General features: G+C 35.6%; 13 protein-coding genes. 6 read left to right on the top strand and 7 right to left on the bottom strand.

Features of this window, described 5'->3' with window-relative positions:
• Nucleotides 1–127: 127 nt before the first annotated feature.
• The 7 genes from noc to rpmH form a co-directional block, all read right to left on the bottom strand.
• A complete protein-coding gene (gene noc, locus CEF14_RS14170; RefSeq protein WP_102693431.1) occupies nt 128–988 on the bottom strand; it encodes a nucleoid occlusion protein in 861 nt (286 codons plus the stop codon).
• 194 nt (nt 989–1,182) lie between these two features.
• A complete protein-coding gene (gene rsmG / locus CEF14_RS14165) occupies nt 1,183–1,899 on the bottom strand; it encodes a 16S rRNA (guanine(527)-N(7))-methyltransferase RsmG (RefSeq protein WP_102693430.1) in 717 nt (238 codons plus the stop codon).
• A 175-nt stretch (nt 1,900–2,074) separates the two neighbouring features.
• Nucleotides 2,075–3,961: a tRNA uridine-5-carboxymethylaminomethyl(34) synthesis enzyme MnmG gene (gene mnmG, locus CEF14_RS14160; RefSeq protein ID WP_102693429.1), complete on the bottom strand. Its 1,887-nt coding sequence runs from the start codon at nt 3,959–3,961 to the stop codon at nt 2,075–2,077.
• 169 nt (nt 3,962–4,130) lie between these two features.
• The gene (mnmE, locus tag CEF14_RS14155) at nt 4,131–5,516 is read right to left on the bottom strand and encodes a tRNA uridine-5-carboxymethylaminomethyl(34) synthesis GTPase MnmE (protein ID WP_102693428.1); all 1,386 of its coding nucleotides are present in this window, start codon (nt 5,514–5,516) and stop codon (nt 4,131–4,133) included.
• Between the two features lie 158 nt (nt 5,517–5,674).
• A complete protein-coding gene (gene jag / locus CEF14_RS14150) occupies nt 5,675–6,493 on the bottom strand; it encodes an RNA-binding cell elongation regulator Jag/EloR (RefSeq protein WP_102693427.1) in 819 nt (272 codons plus the stop codon).
• Between the two features lie 107 nt (nt 6,494–6,600).
• Nucleotides 6,601–6,987 (bottom strand): ribonuclease P protein component, encoded by a 387-nt coding sequence (rnpA, locus tag CEF14_RS14145; RefSeq protein ID WP_102693426.1) that lies wholly within the window; start codon nt 6,985–6,987, stop codon nt 6,601–6,603.
• Between the two features lie 79 nt (nt 6,988–7,066).
• Nucleotides 7,067–7,201: a 50S ribosomal protein L34 gene (rpmH, locus tag CEF14_RS14140; RefSeq protein WP_102693425.1), complete on the bottom strand. Its 135-nt coding sequence runs from the start codon at nt 7,199–7,201 to the stop codon at nt 7,067–7,069.
• Nucleotides 7,202–7,767: 566 nt separating this feature from the next.
• On the opposite strand from rpmH, the gene dnaA reads away from it, so the two are divergent.
• The 6 genes from dnaA (at nt 7,768) to gyrA (ending at nt 16,517) form a co-directional block, all read left to right on the top strand.
• Nucleotides 7,768–9,111: a chromosomal replication initiator protein DnaA gene (dnaA, locus tag CEF14_RS14135; RefSeq protein WP_102693424.1), complete on the top strand. Its 1,344-nt coding sequence runs from the start codon at nt 7,768–7,770 to the stop codon at nt 9,109–9,111.
• Between the two features lie 173 nt (nt 9,112–9,284).
• Nucleotides 9,285–10,421, top strand: coding sequence for a DNA polymerase III subunit beta (gene dnaN, locus CEF14_RS14130; protein WP_102693423.1), 1,137 nt, complete (start codon nt 9,285–9,287; stop codon nt 10,419–10,421).
• 176 nt (nt 10,422–10,597) lie between these two features.
• Entirely contained in the window at nt 10,598–10,825 is a 228-nt protein-coding gene (yaaA, locus tag CEF14_RS14125; RefSeq protein ID WP_102693422.1) for a S4 domain-containing protein YaaA, read from the top strand.
• A gap of 1 nt (nt 10,826) precedes the next feature.
• Nucleotides 10,827–11,942 (top strand): DNA replication/repair protein RecF, encoded by a 1,116-nt coding sequence (gene recF / locus CEF14_RS14120; RefSeq protein ID WP_102693421.1) that lies wholly within the window; start codon nt 10,827–10,829, stop codon nt 11,940–11,942.
• A gap of 83 nt (nt 11,943–12,025) precedes the next feature.
• Nucleotides 12,026–13,951 carry a DNA topoisomerase (ATP-hydrolyzing) subunit B gene (gyrB, locus tag CEF14_RS14115; protein WP_102693420.1) on the top strand — a complete coding sequence of 642 codons (1,926 nt, stop codon included), beginning with the start codon at nt 12,026–12,028 and terminating at the stop codon, nt 13,949–13,951.
• A gap of 25 nt (nt 13,952–13,976) precedes the next feature.
• Nucleotides 13,977–16,517 carry a DNA gyrase subunit A gene (gene gyrA / locus CEF14_RS14110; RefSeq protein ID WP_102693419.1) on the top strand — a complete coding sequence of 847 codons (2,541 nt, stop codon included), beginning with the start codon at nt 13,977–13,979 and terminating at the stop codon, nt 16,515–16,517.
• The last annotated feature ends 142 nt before the right edge of the window (nt 16,518–16,659 follow it).

Here is a 16,659-nt window from a genome sequence, read left to right as displayed (position 1 = left end):
TATATAACATACCTTTTCATACATTCTATCAAAAAAATGTTTTTTCGGCTCCATTTACTAATCTAAATGTAAATAAAAAACTCTTATTCTAATAAACTAGAATAAGAGTTTTAATAAATAAGCAGCACTATACTTTCTTTTTAGGAATCTTTACTGTGATTTGATAGAACTCATCGTGTTCTTCTTCTTCAGTTTCTACATGAATTCCCGTTTTATTTACCATTGTTAAAGATTGTCGAATTGTATTAAGTGCAATGCGAATATCCTTACTGATTGCTTTTCGGCGAGATTTTGCCCTTTTAGGTTTTTCTTCAGGATTTAATATTTCATTAATCCGTTGTTCTAATTGTCTAACGTTATAGTCGTGCTCAATTGTTTCTTGAAGTAACTGCATTTGTAAACCTTCATCTTTAACTGGCACTAGTGCACGGGCATGGCGTTCGGATATTTCCCTTTTCAAAATTGCTTTCTGAATTGTTTCTGGTAATTTTAATAACCGCAATTTGTTGGCAATTGTTGATTGTCCTTTACCCAATCGTTGAGCAAGAGCCTCTTGTGTTAATTCATGTAATTCTAAAAGTTTTTGATATGCTTGTGCTTCTTCAATTGATGTAAGTTCTTCACGCTGTAAGTTTTCAATTAGAGCAACCGAAGCAGTTTCCTTGTCATTCATATCTCGAATAATTGCAGGTACTTCTGTCCAATTTAGTGATTTCATCGCACGATATCGACGCTCTCCTGCAATGATTTCATAACGGTCATTCTCTAATTTACGTACGACAATTGGTTGAATTACGCCATGCGTATGTATAGTACGCGCTAATTCTTCAATCTTTGAATCATCAAAAATTGTTCGTGGTTGATAGCGGTTTGGGCTAATTTTCTCTATAGCAAGCTTCACAACCGATTCCGTATTATCCACTTCATTTTTTGAGGCGTTTTCTACTTTCTCACCACTTCCAAAAAAACGTGAAAAAGTACTTTTCATCCCTTGGCACCACCTTTATTGATATTCCCCTCCACAATTAGTTATCCAAGTAATTTTATTAGTTTGTGGAGATGACTATCTATCTATATATATTTACTAACATTATACAAAAAGTAAGTATGTCCATTTATCATTATAGTTACTTTCGATAAAAAACGGTAGATTCCTTTTTTCTGTTCCATGTGAAACATATACTAGTGAATTGGTGATTTATTTGGTACACCTGGCTTACGAGGATATTTCTTTGGTGTATTTTTTATTTTTTCAAAGACATAGATAGTACGTTCACTATTTTCTATTGGTAGTGAGAATTCAAACTTCTCGAATAACTTTGTGCCAAGAATTGAAATGGCCTTTTGAGCATCTTTTAATTCTTCTTCGCCGCTTGCTGCTTTCATTGCAACAAATTGCCCACCTGATTTTACTAGTGGAATACAAAGCTCAGATAATACCGATAATCTCGCAACAGCACGTGCTGTAACCATATCAAATTGTTCACGATATGTTGTAATTTGTCCAAAGTCCTCTGCACGAGAATGAACAAAGTGCATATGTTCTAAATGTAATACATCACTTAAATGATTTAAAAACTGAATTCGTTTATTTAATGAATCTACAATAGTAACTTTTAAATGTGGAAAGCAGATTTTAATAGGGATGCTTGGAAACCCTGCACCTGCTCCTACATCACATAATGACTGCACATTATGAAAGTCAATATAAAAAGCAGCACTAATAGAATCATAAAAATGCTTTAAATAAACAGATGGCTGATCAGTGATAGCTGTCAAATTCATCTTTTCATTCCATTCTACCAGCGTTTCAAAATAAATATGGAATTGTTGAATTTGTTCCTCTGATAACTCAATTCCTTGTTGTTTTAAAGCTTGCACAAACTGTTCCTCGTTCATGATATTCCCCTTCCATTAGTGCTACTAATACTTTATAAATTAACGGATATGTTCCGTTTCGCTTCGTATCTTATCCAGCTATAGTCTCTGGATCATGTACTATCATGACGTCGAATTAGATGTTTATTTTATACTTATTCTTCGTCATGATTACAAAATTTTAAATCTAAATTAGTTATATTTTCGCTATTCTACCATGTTCAATATACACTAGTAAGATTGAAATGTCAGCAGGGTTTACGCCCGAAATACGTGAAGCTTGAGCTACTGATAATGGGCGAACTTCTTTTAACTTTTCTTTTGCTTCTGTTGCAATACCTGAGATTGCATCATAATCAATATTCTCTGGTATTTTCTTATCTTCCATTTTTTTAAGTTTTTCAACTTGTTGAAGAGCCTTTTCAATATACCCTTCATATTTCACTTGAATTTCAACTTGTTCTTTCACTTCAGCATTCAATTCAATGGATGATGGAGTTAGTGAAGATACTAATTCATAGTTTATTTCTGGGCGTTTCAATAAATCTGTTCCACGAATACCATCTTTTAATGGACTACTGCCTACCGCTTGAATTGATGCTTGTGTTTCTTCGTTTGGTTTTAGGATGATACCATACAATCGAGCAATTTCTTCCTCCACTTGAGCTTTTTTTACAAGGAATCGATCATATCGTTCTTTTGAAATTAAGCCCGCTTTGAAAGCACGTTCTGTCAAACGCATATCTGCGTTATCATGACGTAGTAATAAACGATATTCTGCACGAGATGTTAATAATCGATAAGGTTCATTTGTACCTTTTGTAACTAAATCATCAATTAATACACCAATGTAAGCATCTGCACGACCAAGAATCATTTCTTCTTTACCAAGTGCTTTTGCAGCAGCGTTTATACCAGCCATTAAACCTTGACCTGCTGCTTCCTCATAACCAGAAGTACCATTTATTTGACCTGCTGTATAGAGATTTTGTATACGTTTGGTTTCAAGGGTAGGCCATAATTGAGTTGGAACAATCGCGTCATATTCAATGGCATATCCAGCACGCATCATTTCAGCTTTTTCTAGTCCTGGAATAGTTTCAAGCATTTGACGTTGGATATGTTCTGGAAGGCTAGTTGATAAACCTTGTACATATACTTCTTGCGTATTACGTCCTTCTGGCTCTAAGAATAATTGGTGACGTGGTTTGTCATTAAAGCGTACAATTTTTGTTTCGATTGATGGGCAATAACGAGGACCAGTACCAGTAATAACACCTGTGAACATTGGTGATTTATCAAGGTTTTCATTAATTATTTTGTGTGTTTCTAGACTTGTATATGTTAACCAGCACGGAATCTGATCTGTGATAAATTCCGTTGTTTCATAACTGAATGCAAGAGGCTCTGGGTCCCCAGGTTGAATTTCAGTTTTGCTGTAATCAATTGTTTTACTATTCACGCGTGGTGGTGTACCTGTTTTAAAACGAACCATATCAAATCCAAGTTCACGTAAGTTATCGGCAAGTTTGATGGATGGTTGTTGATTATTAGGACCACTTGAATATTTTAAATCTCCAATAATAATTTCACCACGTAAGAATGTTCCAGTTGTGATAACAACAGTGTTTGCGCGGTAAATAGCACCTACTTGTGTAATAACACCTTTTACTTGTCCATCTTCAACAATTAGTTCATCTACCATTGCTTGATGAATTGTAAGATTTTCTTGATCTTCTAATAATTTTTTCATTTCACGTTGATACATGACTTTATCTGCTTGTGCACGTAATGCACGTACAGCTGGTCCTTTACCGGTGTTTAACATACGCATTTGGATATGTGTTTTATCGATGACTTTCCCCATCGCACCGCCCATTGCATCAATTTCTCGTACAACAATTCCTTTTGCAGGTCCTCCAACTGATGGATTACATGGCATAAAGGCAATCATATCTAAGTTTATTGTTAATACTAATGTTTTCGCACCCATACGAGCTGAGGCATAAGCTGCTTCTACACCTGCATGACCTGCTCCAATGACAACAACATCGAACGTGCCTGCTTCATATTTTGTTGGCATGCTCGTTACTTCCTTTCTATAGTTAGAATTTATATCTTGATAACGGTAAGAAATTCCATTTCTTAATCTTAACAGAGTAAGTAAATGAACTATCTACCCGTAGACAAACCATTGGTCAACTAATATTTACCGAAAGTTAAGAACTTCGTTAAATGTAGTTTTCCATATATTATTTACCCAAACAGAATTGGGAGAATAGTTGGTTGATTAGACTATCTTGTACTGTATCGCCAACGATTTCACCTAGAATTTCCCATGTCCGTGTGACATCAATTTGAATCATATCTACTGGTACTCCTGCTCCTGCTGCTTCAATTGCATCATTAATGCGATCAAGGGCTTGATGCAATAATGCAATATGGCGTGCGTTGGAAACATAGGTTAAATCGCCGGCTTCAACGGAACCTTCAAAGAATAATGCTGCAATTGCTTCTTCAAGCTCTTTAACACCTTCTTCTTGTAATAAAGAAGTTGTTACTAATTTATGATTACCTGCAAGCTCTTTTACTCGGTTTAAATCAATTTTTTTAGGCAAATCCGTTTTATTAACAACTACGATATAATCCATATTATGAATCGTTTCAAATAATCGCTCGTCTTCTTCTGATAACTCATCATTATAGTTTACAACAAGTAGGATTAAATCTGCCTCTTTTAAGACTTGGCGGGATCGTTCAACACCAATTCGTTCTACGATATCTTCTGTTTCACGAATTCCTGCGGTATCAACTAATCGAAGAGGTACACCACGTACATTGACGTATTCTTCTATAATATCACGCGTTGTACCAGCTACATCAGTGACAATTGCTTTATTTTCTTGAACTAAGCTATTTAGTAATGAGGATTTCCCTACATTTGGTCGCCCCAAAATAACTGTTGATAAACCTTCACGTAAAATCTTGCCTTGTGAAGATGTCTGTAAGAGTTTTTCAATCTCTTGTTTTACCCATGTTGATTTTTCTAACATCAACGGAATAGTCATTTCTTCTACATCATCATATTCTGGATAATCAATATTTACCTCTACTTGTGCTAGAACTTCAATTAGTGCCTGACGTAATTGATAGATTAATCGCGATAATTTACCATTCATTTGGCCAAGTGCTAAATTCATTGCTTTATCTGTTTTAGCTCGTATCAAATCCATTACAGCTTCAGCTTGTGATAAGTCAATACGTCCATTTAAAAATGCCCGTTTTGTAAATTCACCTGGTTCAGCCAATCGTGCGCCGTTACGAAGTACAAGCTGAAGAACACGATTAACAGAAACAAGCCCACCATGACAATTTATTTCTACTACATCTTCACGCGTAAAAGTTTTAGGTCCCTTCATCATCGATAACATGACTTCTTCTACTACTTCACCTGTTTCAACCTCTTTCAAATGACCATAATGGATGGTATGTGAAGGTTGTGTGGATAACTTTTTGCCACTTGGTGAATGAAAAATACGATCCGCGATTTCAATTGCTCGATCACCACTTAAACGAACAATTGCAATCGCTCCTTCTCCCATTGGTGTGGATATCGCTGCGATTGTATCGAACTCCATAAATACTACCTCCTATGTTAAAAATTATCCACATGTGGATAATCCAATGCCCTCTAACTCTCTAACTTACAATAATACCATAAAGCAAAAAAATGAGCCCTTCTCAACTTTTGAGAAGGACTCTTTCACAATCCTTGTAACTTTTAATATTTATTTAGTTATCGAATTGGTTCAATAACTAAGTGGCGTTTTAAGTCTTCACCCTCTGAGTAAGTTTCAACATCCACTCTATCAGCTAATATATGGTGAATTATTTTACGTTCATTTGCTGGCATTGGCTCAAGTTCAACTTTACGTCCGGTATGAACAGCCCTATCTGCCATTCGACTTGCCAAAATTTCCAATGACCGTTGCCGTCTTTCACGATAATTTTCAACATCAAGTTTAACCATAACGAAGCGTTTGATATATTGATGAGCAACTAATTGTGTTAATTGTTGAAGGGCATTTAATGTTTGGCCTCGTTTCCCTATAAGGAGTGCCGCTTTTTCACTTGATAATTTAAAAATGATTGTTTTTCCCTTTTGTTCAACATTAATATCAAGATCTTGGATACCAAGTTGTGTTGAAATATTTTCCAGATATATTTTAGTCTGTTCAATTACTTCTGAATAATCGACTGGGTCATTTTCCTTTACTTCTTTAGCAACAATTGAATTTTCTAGTTGAACATTTTTGGATGATTCCTCTAATGTAGCTATAGAGCTTATCCTAGTATTAGATTCACTATGTTGTTGCTCGATGGTCGTTTGAATTTTCTCATCATTTTTTTCAATGATTTCTTGTGCGATATTTGATTTTTCTACGTTTTTTTCTGTTACACGAACTTGTGCTTTTCGTGATCCAAAACCTAAAAAACCTCTTTTTGCTTCTTGAATAACTTCAACATCTACTTGTTCTCGAGTAAGGTTAAGCTCATGCAAGGCTAGCAAGATTGCTTCCTCTACAGTTGCGCCTAGTTGCGTAATCTGTTTCACTTTGGGCCCCTCCTGTCTTCGCAGGTTCTGTTGTTTTGTTCAATGCACACAACAAGATTCAATAAGTTGAGAACAATATTCAACGAAACCCCCTGCAAAATACTTTATTATTTTTTCATTATTCTATCATGGGATTTCTTGTTGTCTCTACTACTTCTTCTTAAAACTTTTGCAATTTTTAAAACATGTTCTAGACTTTTCTTTGTTTCATGAAAATCTATGGTGGCCGCCGGATTACGGGCGATAATGACGTAGTCCATGTTTTGTAAAAGCTCCTCATTTAATTCTAAAAAGCTTTGTCGGACATAACGTTTAATTTGATTTCTTGTGACTGCCTTTGCAATTTTTTTACTTACCGATAATCCAATTCTGAATTCCTCTTGCCCTTCTTTTTCAAGACAATAGACGACAAATTGACGATTTGCAAAAGACTTACCTTTTTTAAACACTTTTTGAAAGTCTTCATTCTTTTTGATTCTGCGGCGTTTTTTCATTTTTGCACCTGCTTATTCTTTTTTTCTCTTCTCCCTCATATATAAAAGAAAAAAAGACCACTGAGGAAATTCAGTGGACTTATGCTGATAATACTTTTCTTCCTTTACGACGACGAGCTGCGATCACTTTGCGACCATTTTTAGAAGCCATACGTGCACGGAAGCCATGTACTTTACTATGCTTACGTTTTTTTGGTTGGTATGTGCGTTTCATTTATATGACACCTCCTGATGAAAGTCTATTATCTAAATACTACAGACAGTCTTGCATATTATAGCTATTTTCACTCCATTTTGTCAACTATGTGTGGAAAATTGCTCTTCAAATTCTTTAATGTTTTTATTTTAATTCTATGTTAAGGTTATCCACAGTTCATTTTAATATACATAAATTCCTCTGTGAACATCATTCTCCCCTTCGAAATTTATCCACAACACTTACTGACAACTTTTACACAAGTCAAGATACTGTGGATAACTAAACAGTGCATAATTATTCATTATGTGGATAACTTCTTAAAACTCTTGTCATTCAATACTTTTCCTGATACAATTATTGTGTTTTATTCTGTAAATAAATCTTTTCATACATTATCTTATCCACAATTGTTAATAACTTGTGGATAATTTTATCCACTACTATAGAATAAGGTTTATCCACAGAATGTGTTTACTGTGATTATCAGTTACAACATAATCTGATTTTGATATAATTTTTCATTCAACCACAACCACTTGTAAAACTTTTATAGAATAGTTTTTTAGAAAAGGAGAAAGAGCTTGGAACATATTGAAGAGTTATGGGACAAAGTTCTCTCAGAAGCAAAGCAAAAGATCTCCAAACCAAGCTTTGAAACTTGGTTGAAATCAACGAAATTGTTAGCTTACAATGGCGACACTGTTACAATTGCAGCACCTAATTCCTTTGGGCGCGAATGGCTTGAAAATCATTATGTACATTTAATTGCTGCTATTCTGGCTGAATTGACAGGAAAAGATTTGCACATTCGTTTCGTTGTTCAACAGGATCCAAACTTAGAGAATTTTGATATTCCATCACCTGGCATCCCAGAAAAACATACTGATCAACCTGAAACTTCTTCAGGAATGCTAAATTTAAAAAACACATTTGACACATTTGTAATTGGTGCAGGCAACCGATTTGCACATGCAGCTTCTTTAGCTGTAGCAGAAGCTCCAGCTAAAGCATACAATCCTCTATTTATCTATGGAGGAGTAGGTCTTGGTAAAACTCACTTAATGCATGCAATTGGCCACTATGTATTAGAACATAATCCAAAAGCAAAAGTAGTTTATCTATCATCCGAAAAATTTACGAATGAGTTCATTAATTCAATTCGTGATAACAGAGCAGAAGAATTTCGCAACAGATATCGTAATGTAGATGTACTTCTAATAGATGATATTCAATTTTTAGCTGGAAAAGAATCAACTCAGGAAGAATTTTTCCATACTTTTAACACTTTGCATGAAGAATCAAAACAAATTGTCATCTCAAGTGATCGACCTCCTAAAGAGATTCCAACATTAGAAGATCGGTTACGTTCACGCTTTGAATGGGGACTCATTACAGATATTGCACCACCAGATTTGGAAACACGAATTGCAATTTTGCGTAAAAAAGCCAAAGCTGATAACTTAGATATCCCAAATGAAGTAATGCTCTATATTGCAAATCAAATCGACTCTAATATTCGAGAGTTAGAAGGGGCACTAATTCGAGTTGTGGCCTATTCTTCACTTGTCAATGAAGATATAACGGCTGAGCTAGCTGCACAAGCATTAAAAAATATTATTCCTAATGCTACGCCTCGGACATTAACTATTTTAGATATTCAAAAAGCCGTTGGAGAACATTACCATATCAAGTTGGAAGATTTTACAGCTAAAAAGCGTACAAAATCAATTGCATTTCCAAGACAAGTAGCTATGTATTTATCGCGTGAAATGACTGACTGTTCACTACCTAAGATAGGTGATGAATTTGGTGGTCGAGACCATACCACTGTCATTCATGCACATGAGAAAATAACATCACTTTTAAAGGATGATCAAGGTCTCCAACAAGACATTAAACAGATTAAAAGTATGTTAGGTAAATAATTTTCGCTGTGGATAACAAGAAAGTTAACAACAAACTTATACACAGTCTATCTACATGTGGATAGACTGATTTTATTTGGATTGAATGGCTTATCCACAAATCCACAGGCCCTATTACTATATCTATTAATCTTTTAAATAAAAATAAATAATCTATAAGTGAGGTAGTAACAATGAAATTTGATATCATGAGAGATCGTTTACTTGATGGATTAAATGATGTCATGAAAGCAGTAAGTTCCAAAACAACAATTCCTATTTTGACAGGGATTAAAATTGATGTATCAACAGATGGTATGACTTTAACAGGTAGTGACGCGGATATTACCATTCAAACTTCTATTCCTGTAGAAGAAAATGGCGAACAACTAATTCATGTAACAGAACCCGGATCAATCGTATTACAAGCAAAAATGTTTAATGAAATTGTCCGTAAATTACCTACAAATGATGTTGAAATTGAAGTAGCTGATCATTTTCAAACAAGAATTCGCTCTGGTAAATCCGATTTCCATTTAATTGGTCTTGATGCAGCTGAATATCCTATGCTTCCTGAAATTTCACCAGACCGCCAAATTACTCTACCTGCAGATCTATTAAAGTCTGTTATTCGAGAAACTGTTTTTGCTGTTTCGACAAGTGAAAGTCGCCCAGTGTTGACAGGTGTAAAGTGGCAAATCAAAGAAGATGGTTTAGTATGTGTAGCGACAGATAGTCATCGACTTGCACGTCGTAAAGTAACATTAGAACATTTACCAACTGAAGAGGCAAACGTTGTAATTCCAGGGAAAAGTTTAACTGAATTAAGTAAAATTCTAAGTGATTCTACAACTCCTGTTGATATATTTATGACGAACCAACAAGTTTTATTCAAAACTTCTGATGTTTTATTTTTCTCTCGTTTACTAGAAGGTAATTATCCAGATACATCTCGCTTGATACCTGAAGAATACAACACTACTGTAACAATTAACGGAAAATCATTATTGCAAGCTATTGACCGTGCATCATTACTTGCTCGTGAAGACCGAAACAATGTAGTTCGATTTTCAACGCTAACAGATAACAATATCGAAATTTCTTCAAACTCACCAGAAATTGGTAAAGTTGAAGAGGAAATTCAAGTTGAATCTCTTGAGGGTGAGGAATTACGTATTTCCTTTAGTGCAAAATATATGATGGATGCATTAAAAGCGATTGATGGACAAGAAGTAGTGATCCAATTCACTGGTGCAATGCGTCCATTTATCATACGTTCCGTTCATGATGATGCAATCTTGCAATTGATATTACCTGTTCGCACGTATTAATTATTTTAGTAATATAATTTTAATAAGATTATTTCCCAAATCAATTTAGTACCAGGTGCTAAATTGTGATTTTTCTTTAAAAAGGGTAGTCGTTTCGGTGACTATCCTTTTTACTTATGTACAAAAGTTCGGTAAAATAGAATTAGACATGATATAGAAGTAGAGGATGGAAAATAGTGAATGATATTGTATTAGAAAGTGAATTTGTAACGCTGGGACAGTTTCTAAAAATGACGGATGCAATTAGCTCAGGTGGAATGGCCAAATGGTTTTTACAAGAAAATGATGTCTATGTAAATGGTGAGATTGATCGTAGAAGAGGTCGTAAACTACATGTAGGAGATTTAGTTAATATTCCAGGGTGTGGAAGATTTCGCCTTATAGAACCAAAGAGCGAGGAATAGCATGTACATTGAGAGACTAAAGCTGACCAACTATCGAAATTATGAATCTCTCGATTTAACGTTTTCTCCAAAGATTAATGTTTTCATTGGTGAAAATGCACAAGGTAAGACCAATGTTATGGAATCTATTTATGTTTTAGCTATGGCTAAATCACATCGAACAACTAGCGAGAAAGAATTGATACGGTGGGAGCAAGACTATGGTAAAATAGAAGGTGACGTTCAAAAGAAATATGGTCACTTACCGTTAGAATTGGTGATTTCTAAAAAAGGGAAAAAGGCAAAAGTGAATCATATCGAACAAGGTCGCTTAAGCGATTATATTGGACAAATGAATGTCGTAATGTTTGCCCCAGAAGACTTAACTGTAGTTAAAGGCAGTCCTCAAATTAGAAGACGTTTTCTCGATATGGAAATCGGGCAAATTTCTCCAGTATATTTACATGATTTATTGACCTTTCAAAAGTTGTTAAAGCAACGTAATCATTTACTTAAACAAAATCAAGGAAAACAAACATTACAAAACGTTATGTTTGATGTTTATACAGAGCAGTATATTGAAGCGGCTACTAAGGTTATTCATAAGAGATTCCATTTTATGGATCTATTGCAAGAATGGGCAGGCCCAATTCATTATGGAATCTCCAGAAATCTTGAAGAAATGAAAATCCGCTATCGTCCAGTTAGTGGCATGGATGCTGAATGGTCGCAAGAACAGATAGCTACTCATTTAGCTATAAAATTAAAAGAAGCCTTGCCTCGTGAGTTAGAAAGAGGCGTTACACTAATTGGTCCACATCGTGATGATTTGCAATTTATTGTAAATGGTTATGATGTTCAAACTTATGGATCACAAGGGCAACAAAGGACAACGGCTTTATCACTCAAATTAGCTGAAATCGAACTTATTAAGCAAGAAGTTGGGGAAACGCCTATCTTACTGTTAGATGATGTTCTTTCAGAATTAGATGATTACCGTCAATCCCATTTACTGAACACGATTAAAGGTGAAGTACAAACTTTTGTGACTACGACAAGTGTAGATGGTATAGACCATGAAACAATTCGCGAATCAGCAATGTTTCATGTGAAACAAGGTTCCGTGGATGCTGAGTAAGACTAGTATTCTGCGGATTTTGTAGGTTTAAGAGAATTACAAATAATGCATACTAATGCCATGAAAGAGTAGGTGGAACAATAATGGCAATCGAAGACAATAAAAAGCCTGTTGCATATGATGCAGAACAGATTCAAGTATTAGAAGGTTTAGAAGCCGTTCGAAAACGTCCCGGTATGTATATCGGCTCAACAAGTTCCAAAGGGTTACATCACCTTGTTTGGGAGATTGTAGACAATAGTATTGATGAAGCGTTAGCTGGATATTGTTCCGAAATTACGGTAGCGATTGAAAAGGATAACTGGATTCGAGTAGAAGATAACGGCCGTGGTATTCCTGTGGACACACAAGAAAAAGTAGGGAAACCTGCCGTTGAAGTAATTATGACTGTACTCCATGCTGGTGGTAAATTCGGCGGTGGTGGATATAAAGTATCAGGTGGTTTACATGGTGTAGGTGCTTCAGTTGTAAATGCACTTTCAGTAGAAACCATCGTACAAGTACACAGAGATGGCCGTATTCATGAAATTAAATTTGAACGTGGTAGAACTGTACAACCTCTAACAGTTATTGGTGATACAGATCATACTGGAACAACAACTCGTTTCAAGGCAGATGGGGAAATTTTTAAAGAAACAACAGTTTATGAATTTGATATCCTAGCACATCGAATTCGTGAACTTGCTTATTTAAATCGTGGCATTCGAATTTCAATCATTGATGAGCGAGGAGAAGAAATTCGCAAAAACACTTATCATTATGAGGGTGGGATTAAATCATACGTTGAACATATCAACGAGAAGAAGGAACCACTACATGAAGCAATTGATTTAAAAGGCGAAAAAGATGGCATATCTGTTGAAATAGCGATGCAATACAACGCAGGTTTCTCATCTAATATTTTTTCTTTCGCAAATAATATTAATACTTACGAAGGTGGTACGCACGAGTCAGGATTCAAAACAGCTCTTACTCGTGTAATTAATGATTACGCCCGCAAAAATCATTTGTTGAAAGATTCAGATGCAAATTTATCAGGCGAGGATGTTCGAGAAGGTTTGGTTGCTATTGTTTCTGTAAAACATCCCGATCCTCAATTTGAAGGTCAAACCAAAACAAAATTAGGGAATTCTGAAGTAAGTGCTATTACAAACTCTTTGTTCTCTGAACGTTTTGAAAGATTTTTGCTAGAGAATCCGACAGTTGCTAGAACAATTGTTGACAAAGGGTTAGTAGCATCACGTGCTCGAGTTGCAGCCAAGAAAGCACGTGAAATGACACGACGTAAATCGGCGTTAGAAGTATCAAGCTTACCAGGTAAACTAGCTGACTGCTCTTCTCGTCATCCTGATGAATGTGAAATTTACATCGTAGAAGGTGACTCTGCTGGTGGTTCAGCAAAATCAGGTCGAGATCGTCACTTCCAAGCTATTTTGCCTTTGAAGGGTAAAATTTTAAATGTCGAAAAAGCTCGTTTAGATCGTATTTTATCTAATGCAGAAATTCGAGCTATGATTACTGCGATTGGTACAGGCATTGGTGAAGAATTTGCTTTAGATAAAGCACGTTACCATAAAATCGTTATTATGACGGATGCTGATGTTGATGGAGCGCATATTAGAACTTTATTATTAACGTTCTTCTTCCGCTTTATGCGTCCACTTATAGAAGCAGGATATGTTTATATTGCCCAACCACCTTTATTTAAAATTGCTCAAGGTAAACATGTAGAATATTGCTATAGTGATAAAGAGCTTCAAGAAATTTTAGATCGTTTACCAAAACAACCTAAACCAGGTATTCAAAGATATAAAGGTCTTGGTGAAATGGATGCGGAACAATTATGGGATACGACAATGGACCCAGAACACCGCATATTATTACAAGTGGAATTAGATGATGCGATTGAAGCAGATCAAACATTTGAACAATTAATGGGTGATGATGTTGAACCAAGACGTCAATTTATTCATGAGAATGCCGTTTATGTAGAGAACTTAGATATTTAATGATTTCTGAAGGGAGGTCAGCACTTTGTCTGAAATAAACAACTCCGGTGTAAAAGGAGTTAATATTACCAAAACAATTAGAACTTCATTTTTAGATTATGCAATGAGTGTTATCGTTTCTCGTGCTTTACCAGATGTCCGCGATGGCCTGAAACCAGTTCAACGTCGTATTTTATATGGTATGCAAGAGTTAGGTAGTACTTCTGATAAACCATATAAAAAATCTGCCCGTATTGTTGGGGATGTAATGGGGAAGTATCACCCACACGGTGACTCGTCAATATACGAGGCAATGGTACGTATGGCACAAGATTTTAGCTATCGTTATATGTTGGTAGATGGCCATGGTAACTTTGGTTCCGTCGATGGTGATGGTGCTGCTGCAATGCGTTATACAGAATCACGTATGTCCAAAATCTCAATGGAAATGTTACGTGATATCAACAAAGATACAATTGATTATCAAGATAACTATGATGGAAATGAAAAAGAACCAGTAGTATTGCCCGCTCGTTATCCAAATTTGCTTGTTAACGGTGCATCAGGGATTGCTGTCGGGATGGCAACAAATATCCCACCTCACCAATTAGGAGAGGTTATAGATGGTGTATTAGCTGTTTCAGATAACCCTGCAATAACTACAGAAGAACTTATGGAAATTATTCCTGGACCAGACTTTCCAACTGGTGGCTTAATTCTAGGTAAAAGTGGTATTCGCCGTGCTTATGAAACTGGCCGTGGCTCTATCGTAACTCGTGCGCGTGTGGAAATTGAACAAAAGTCAAGTGGTAAAGAAGTTATCGTCATTCACGAGCTCCCTTATCAAGTCAATAAAGCGCGTTTAATCGAGAAAATTGCAGAACTAGTACGAGATAAGAAAATCGATGGAATTACAAATATTCGCGATGAATCTGATCGTACAGGAATGCGCGTTACAATTGATGTTCGCAAAGATGCGAATGCAAATGTTGTATTAAATAACTTATATAAACAAACAGCAATGCAAACTACCTTTGGTATTAATATGTTGGCTCTTGTCGGTGGGCAACCAAAAGTATTAAGTTTAAAAGAAGCACTATATCATTACTTAGAACACCAAAAAGTAGTGATTCGTAGACGAACAGAATTTGAATTACGTAAAGCAGAAAACCGTGCCCATATACTTGAAGGTTTACGTATTGCACTCGATCATATCGATGAAATTATTAGCTTAATTCGTGCGTCTCAAACAGCGGAAATTGCCAAAAATGGATTGATGGAAAAATTCACTCTGAGCGAACGGCAAGCACAAGCAATTTTAGATATGCGTTTGCAAAGGTTAACTGGTTTGGAACGCGATAAAATTGAAGCAGAGTACCAAGAATTACTAGCACTAATAAAAGAATTAAAAGAAATTCTTGCGGATGAAGCGAAAATCCGTCAAATTATTCATGATGAATTATTAGAAATAAAAGAACGTTTTAATGATGGTCGTCGCACAGAAATTACTTCTGGCGGTATGGAAATGATTGAAGATGAAGATTTAATTCCTCGTGAAAATTCTGTTATTACAATCACTCATAATGGTTATATTAAACGTCTTCCAGCTAATACTTACCGCAGTCAACGTCGTGGAGGACGTGGTGTCCAAGGAATGGGTACACATGAAGATGATTTTGTAGAACATTTACTTTATACATCTACCCATGACACGATTCTATTCTTTACATCTAAGGGTAAGGTATTTAAAGCAAAAGGTTATGAAATTCCTGAGTTTGGTAGAACAGCAAAAGGTTTGCCTTTAGTTAATTTACTAAACGTAGATAAGGAAGAGAAAGTAACGGCTGTTATTCGCGTTGCATCTTATGATGAGGATGCTTACTTTGTCTTTACTACACGCACTGGAGTCACAAAACGTACACCATTGTCTAACTTTGCAAATATACGTACCAATGGATTAATTGCCATTTCACTTCGTGAGGATGATGAATTAATCTCAGTTCGCCTTACAGATGGTAAAAAAGAAATCATAATTGGTACACACAATGGTATGCTAGTTCGCTTTAACGAAGAGGATATTCGCTCTATGGGACGTACTGCAGCAGGTGTCCGTGGTATTCGATTAAGAGATGAAGACTATGTTGTAGGGATGGAAATTGTTGAACCAGGTCAAGAAATTCTTGTAGTCACTGAAAAGGGTTACGGAAAACGAACCCCAGAGACAGAGTATCGTCTACAAAATCGTGGTGGAGTAGGAATTAAAACTTGCCAAATTACAGATAAGAATGGCCCTCTTGTAGCTGTGAAAACAATCGATGGTCAAGAAGATTTAATGCTTATGACGATTAATGGCATGTTAATTCGAATGGACATTGATGATATATCAGTTACAGGTAGAAGTACTCAAGGTGTTCGCTTAATTCGCTTAGCTGATGATGAATTAGTGGCCTCTGTAGCTAAAGTTAAAAAAGAAACTGATGAAGAAATAGACGAAGATGAAATAACTGAAACTGAAGATGATCATGAAACATCAGAAGAAGATGAAATAATTGAGACTGAGGATAATCATGAATCATCAGAAGAATAAATTAGAAGTTATTTATTAATAGTTTAGAAATTAACAGGAACACATTAACGTTCCTTTCAAAATGTAGGCAAACCGGAAAAATCGAGTTTGTCTACATTCTTTTTTTATTAAAATATAATTAATCGTCTTTGAAATAGAGTTA

This window comes from Rummeliibacillus pycnus (assembly GCF_002884495.1).
GTDB classification, from domain to species: Bacteria; Bacillota; Bacilli; order Bacillales_A; family Planococcaceae; genus Rummeliibacillus; species Rummeliibacillus pycnus.
The sequence above is the reverse complement of the archived record's forward strand: the minus strand, read 5'-3'. Positions and strand labels throughout refer to the sequence as shown.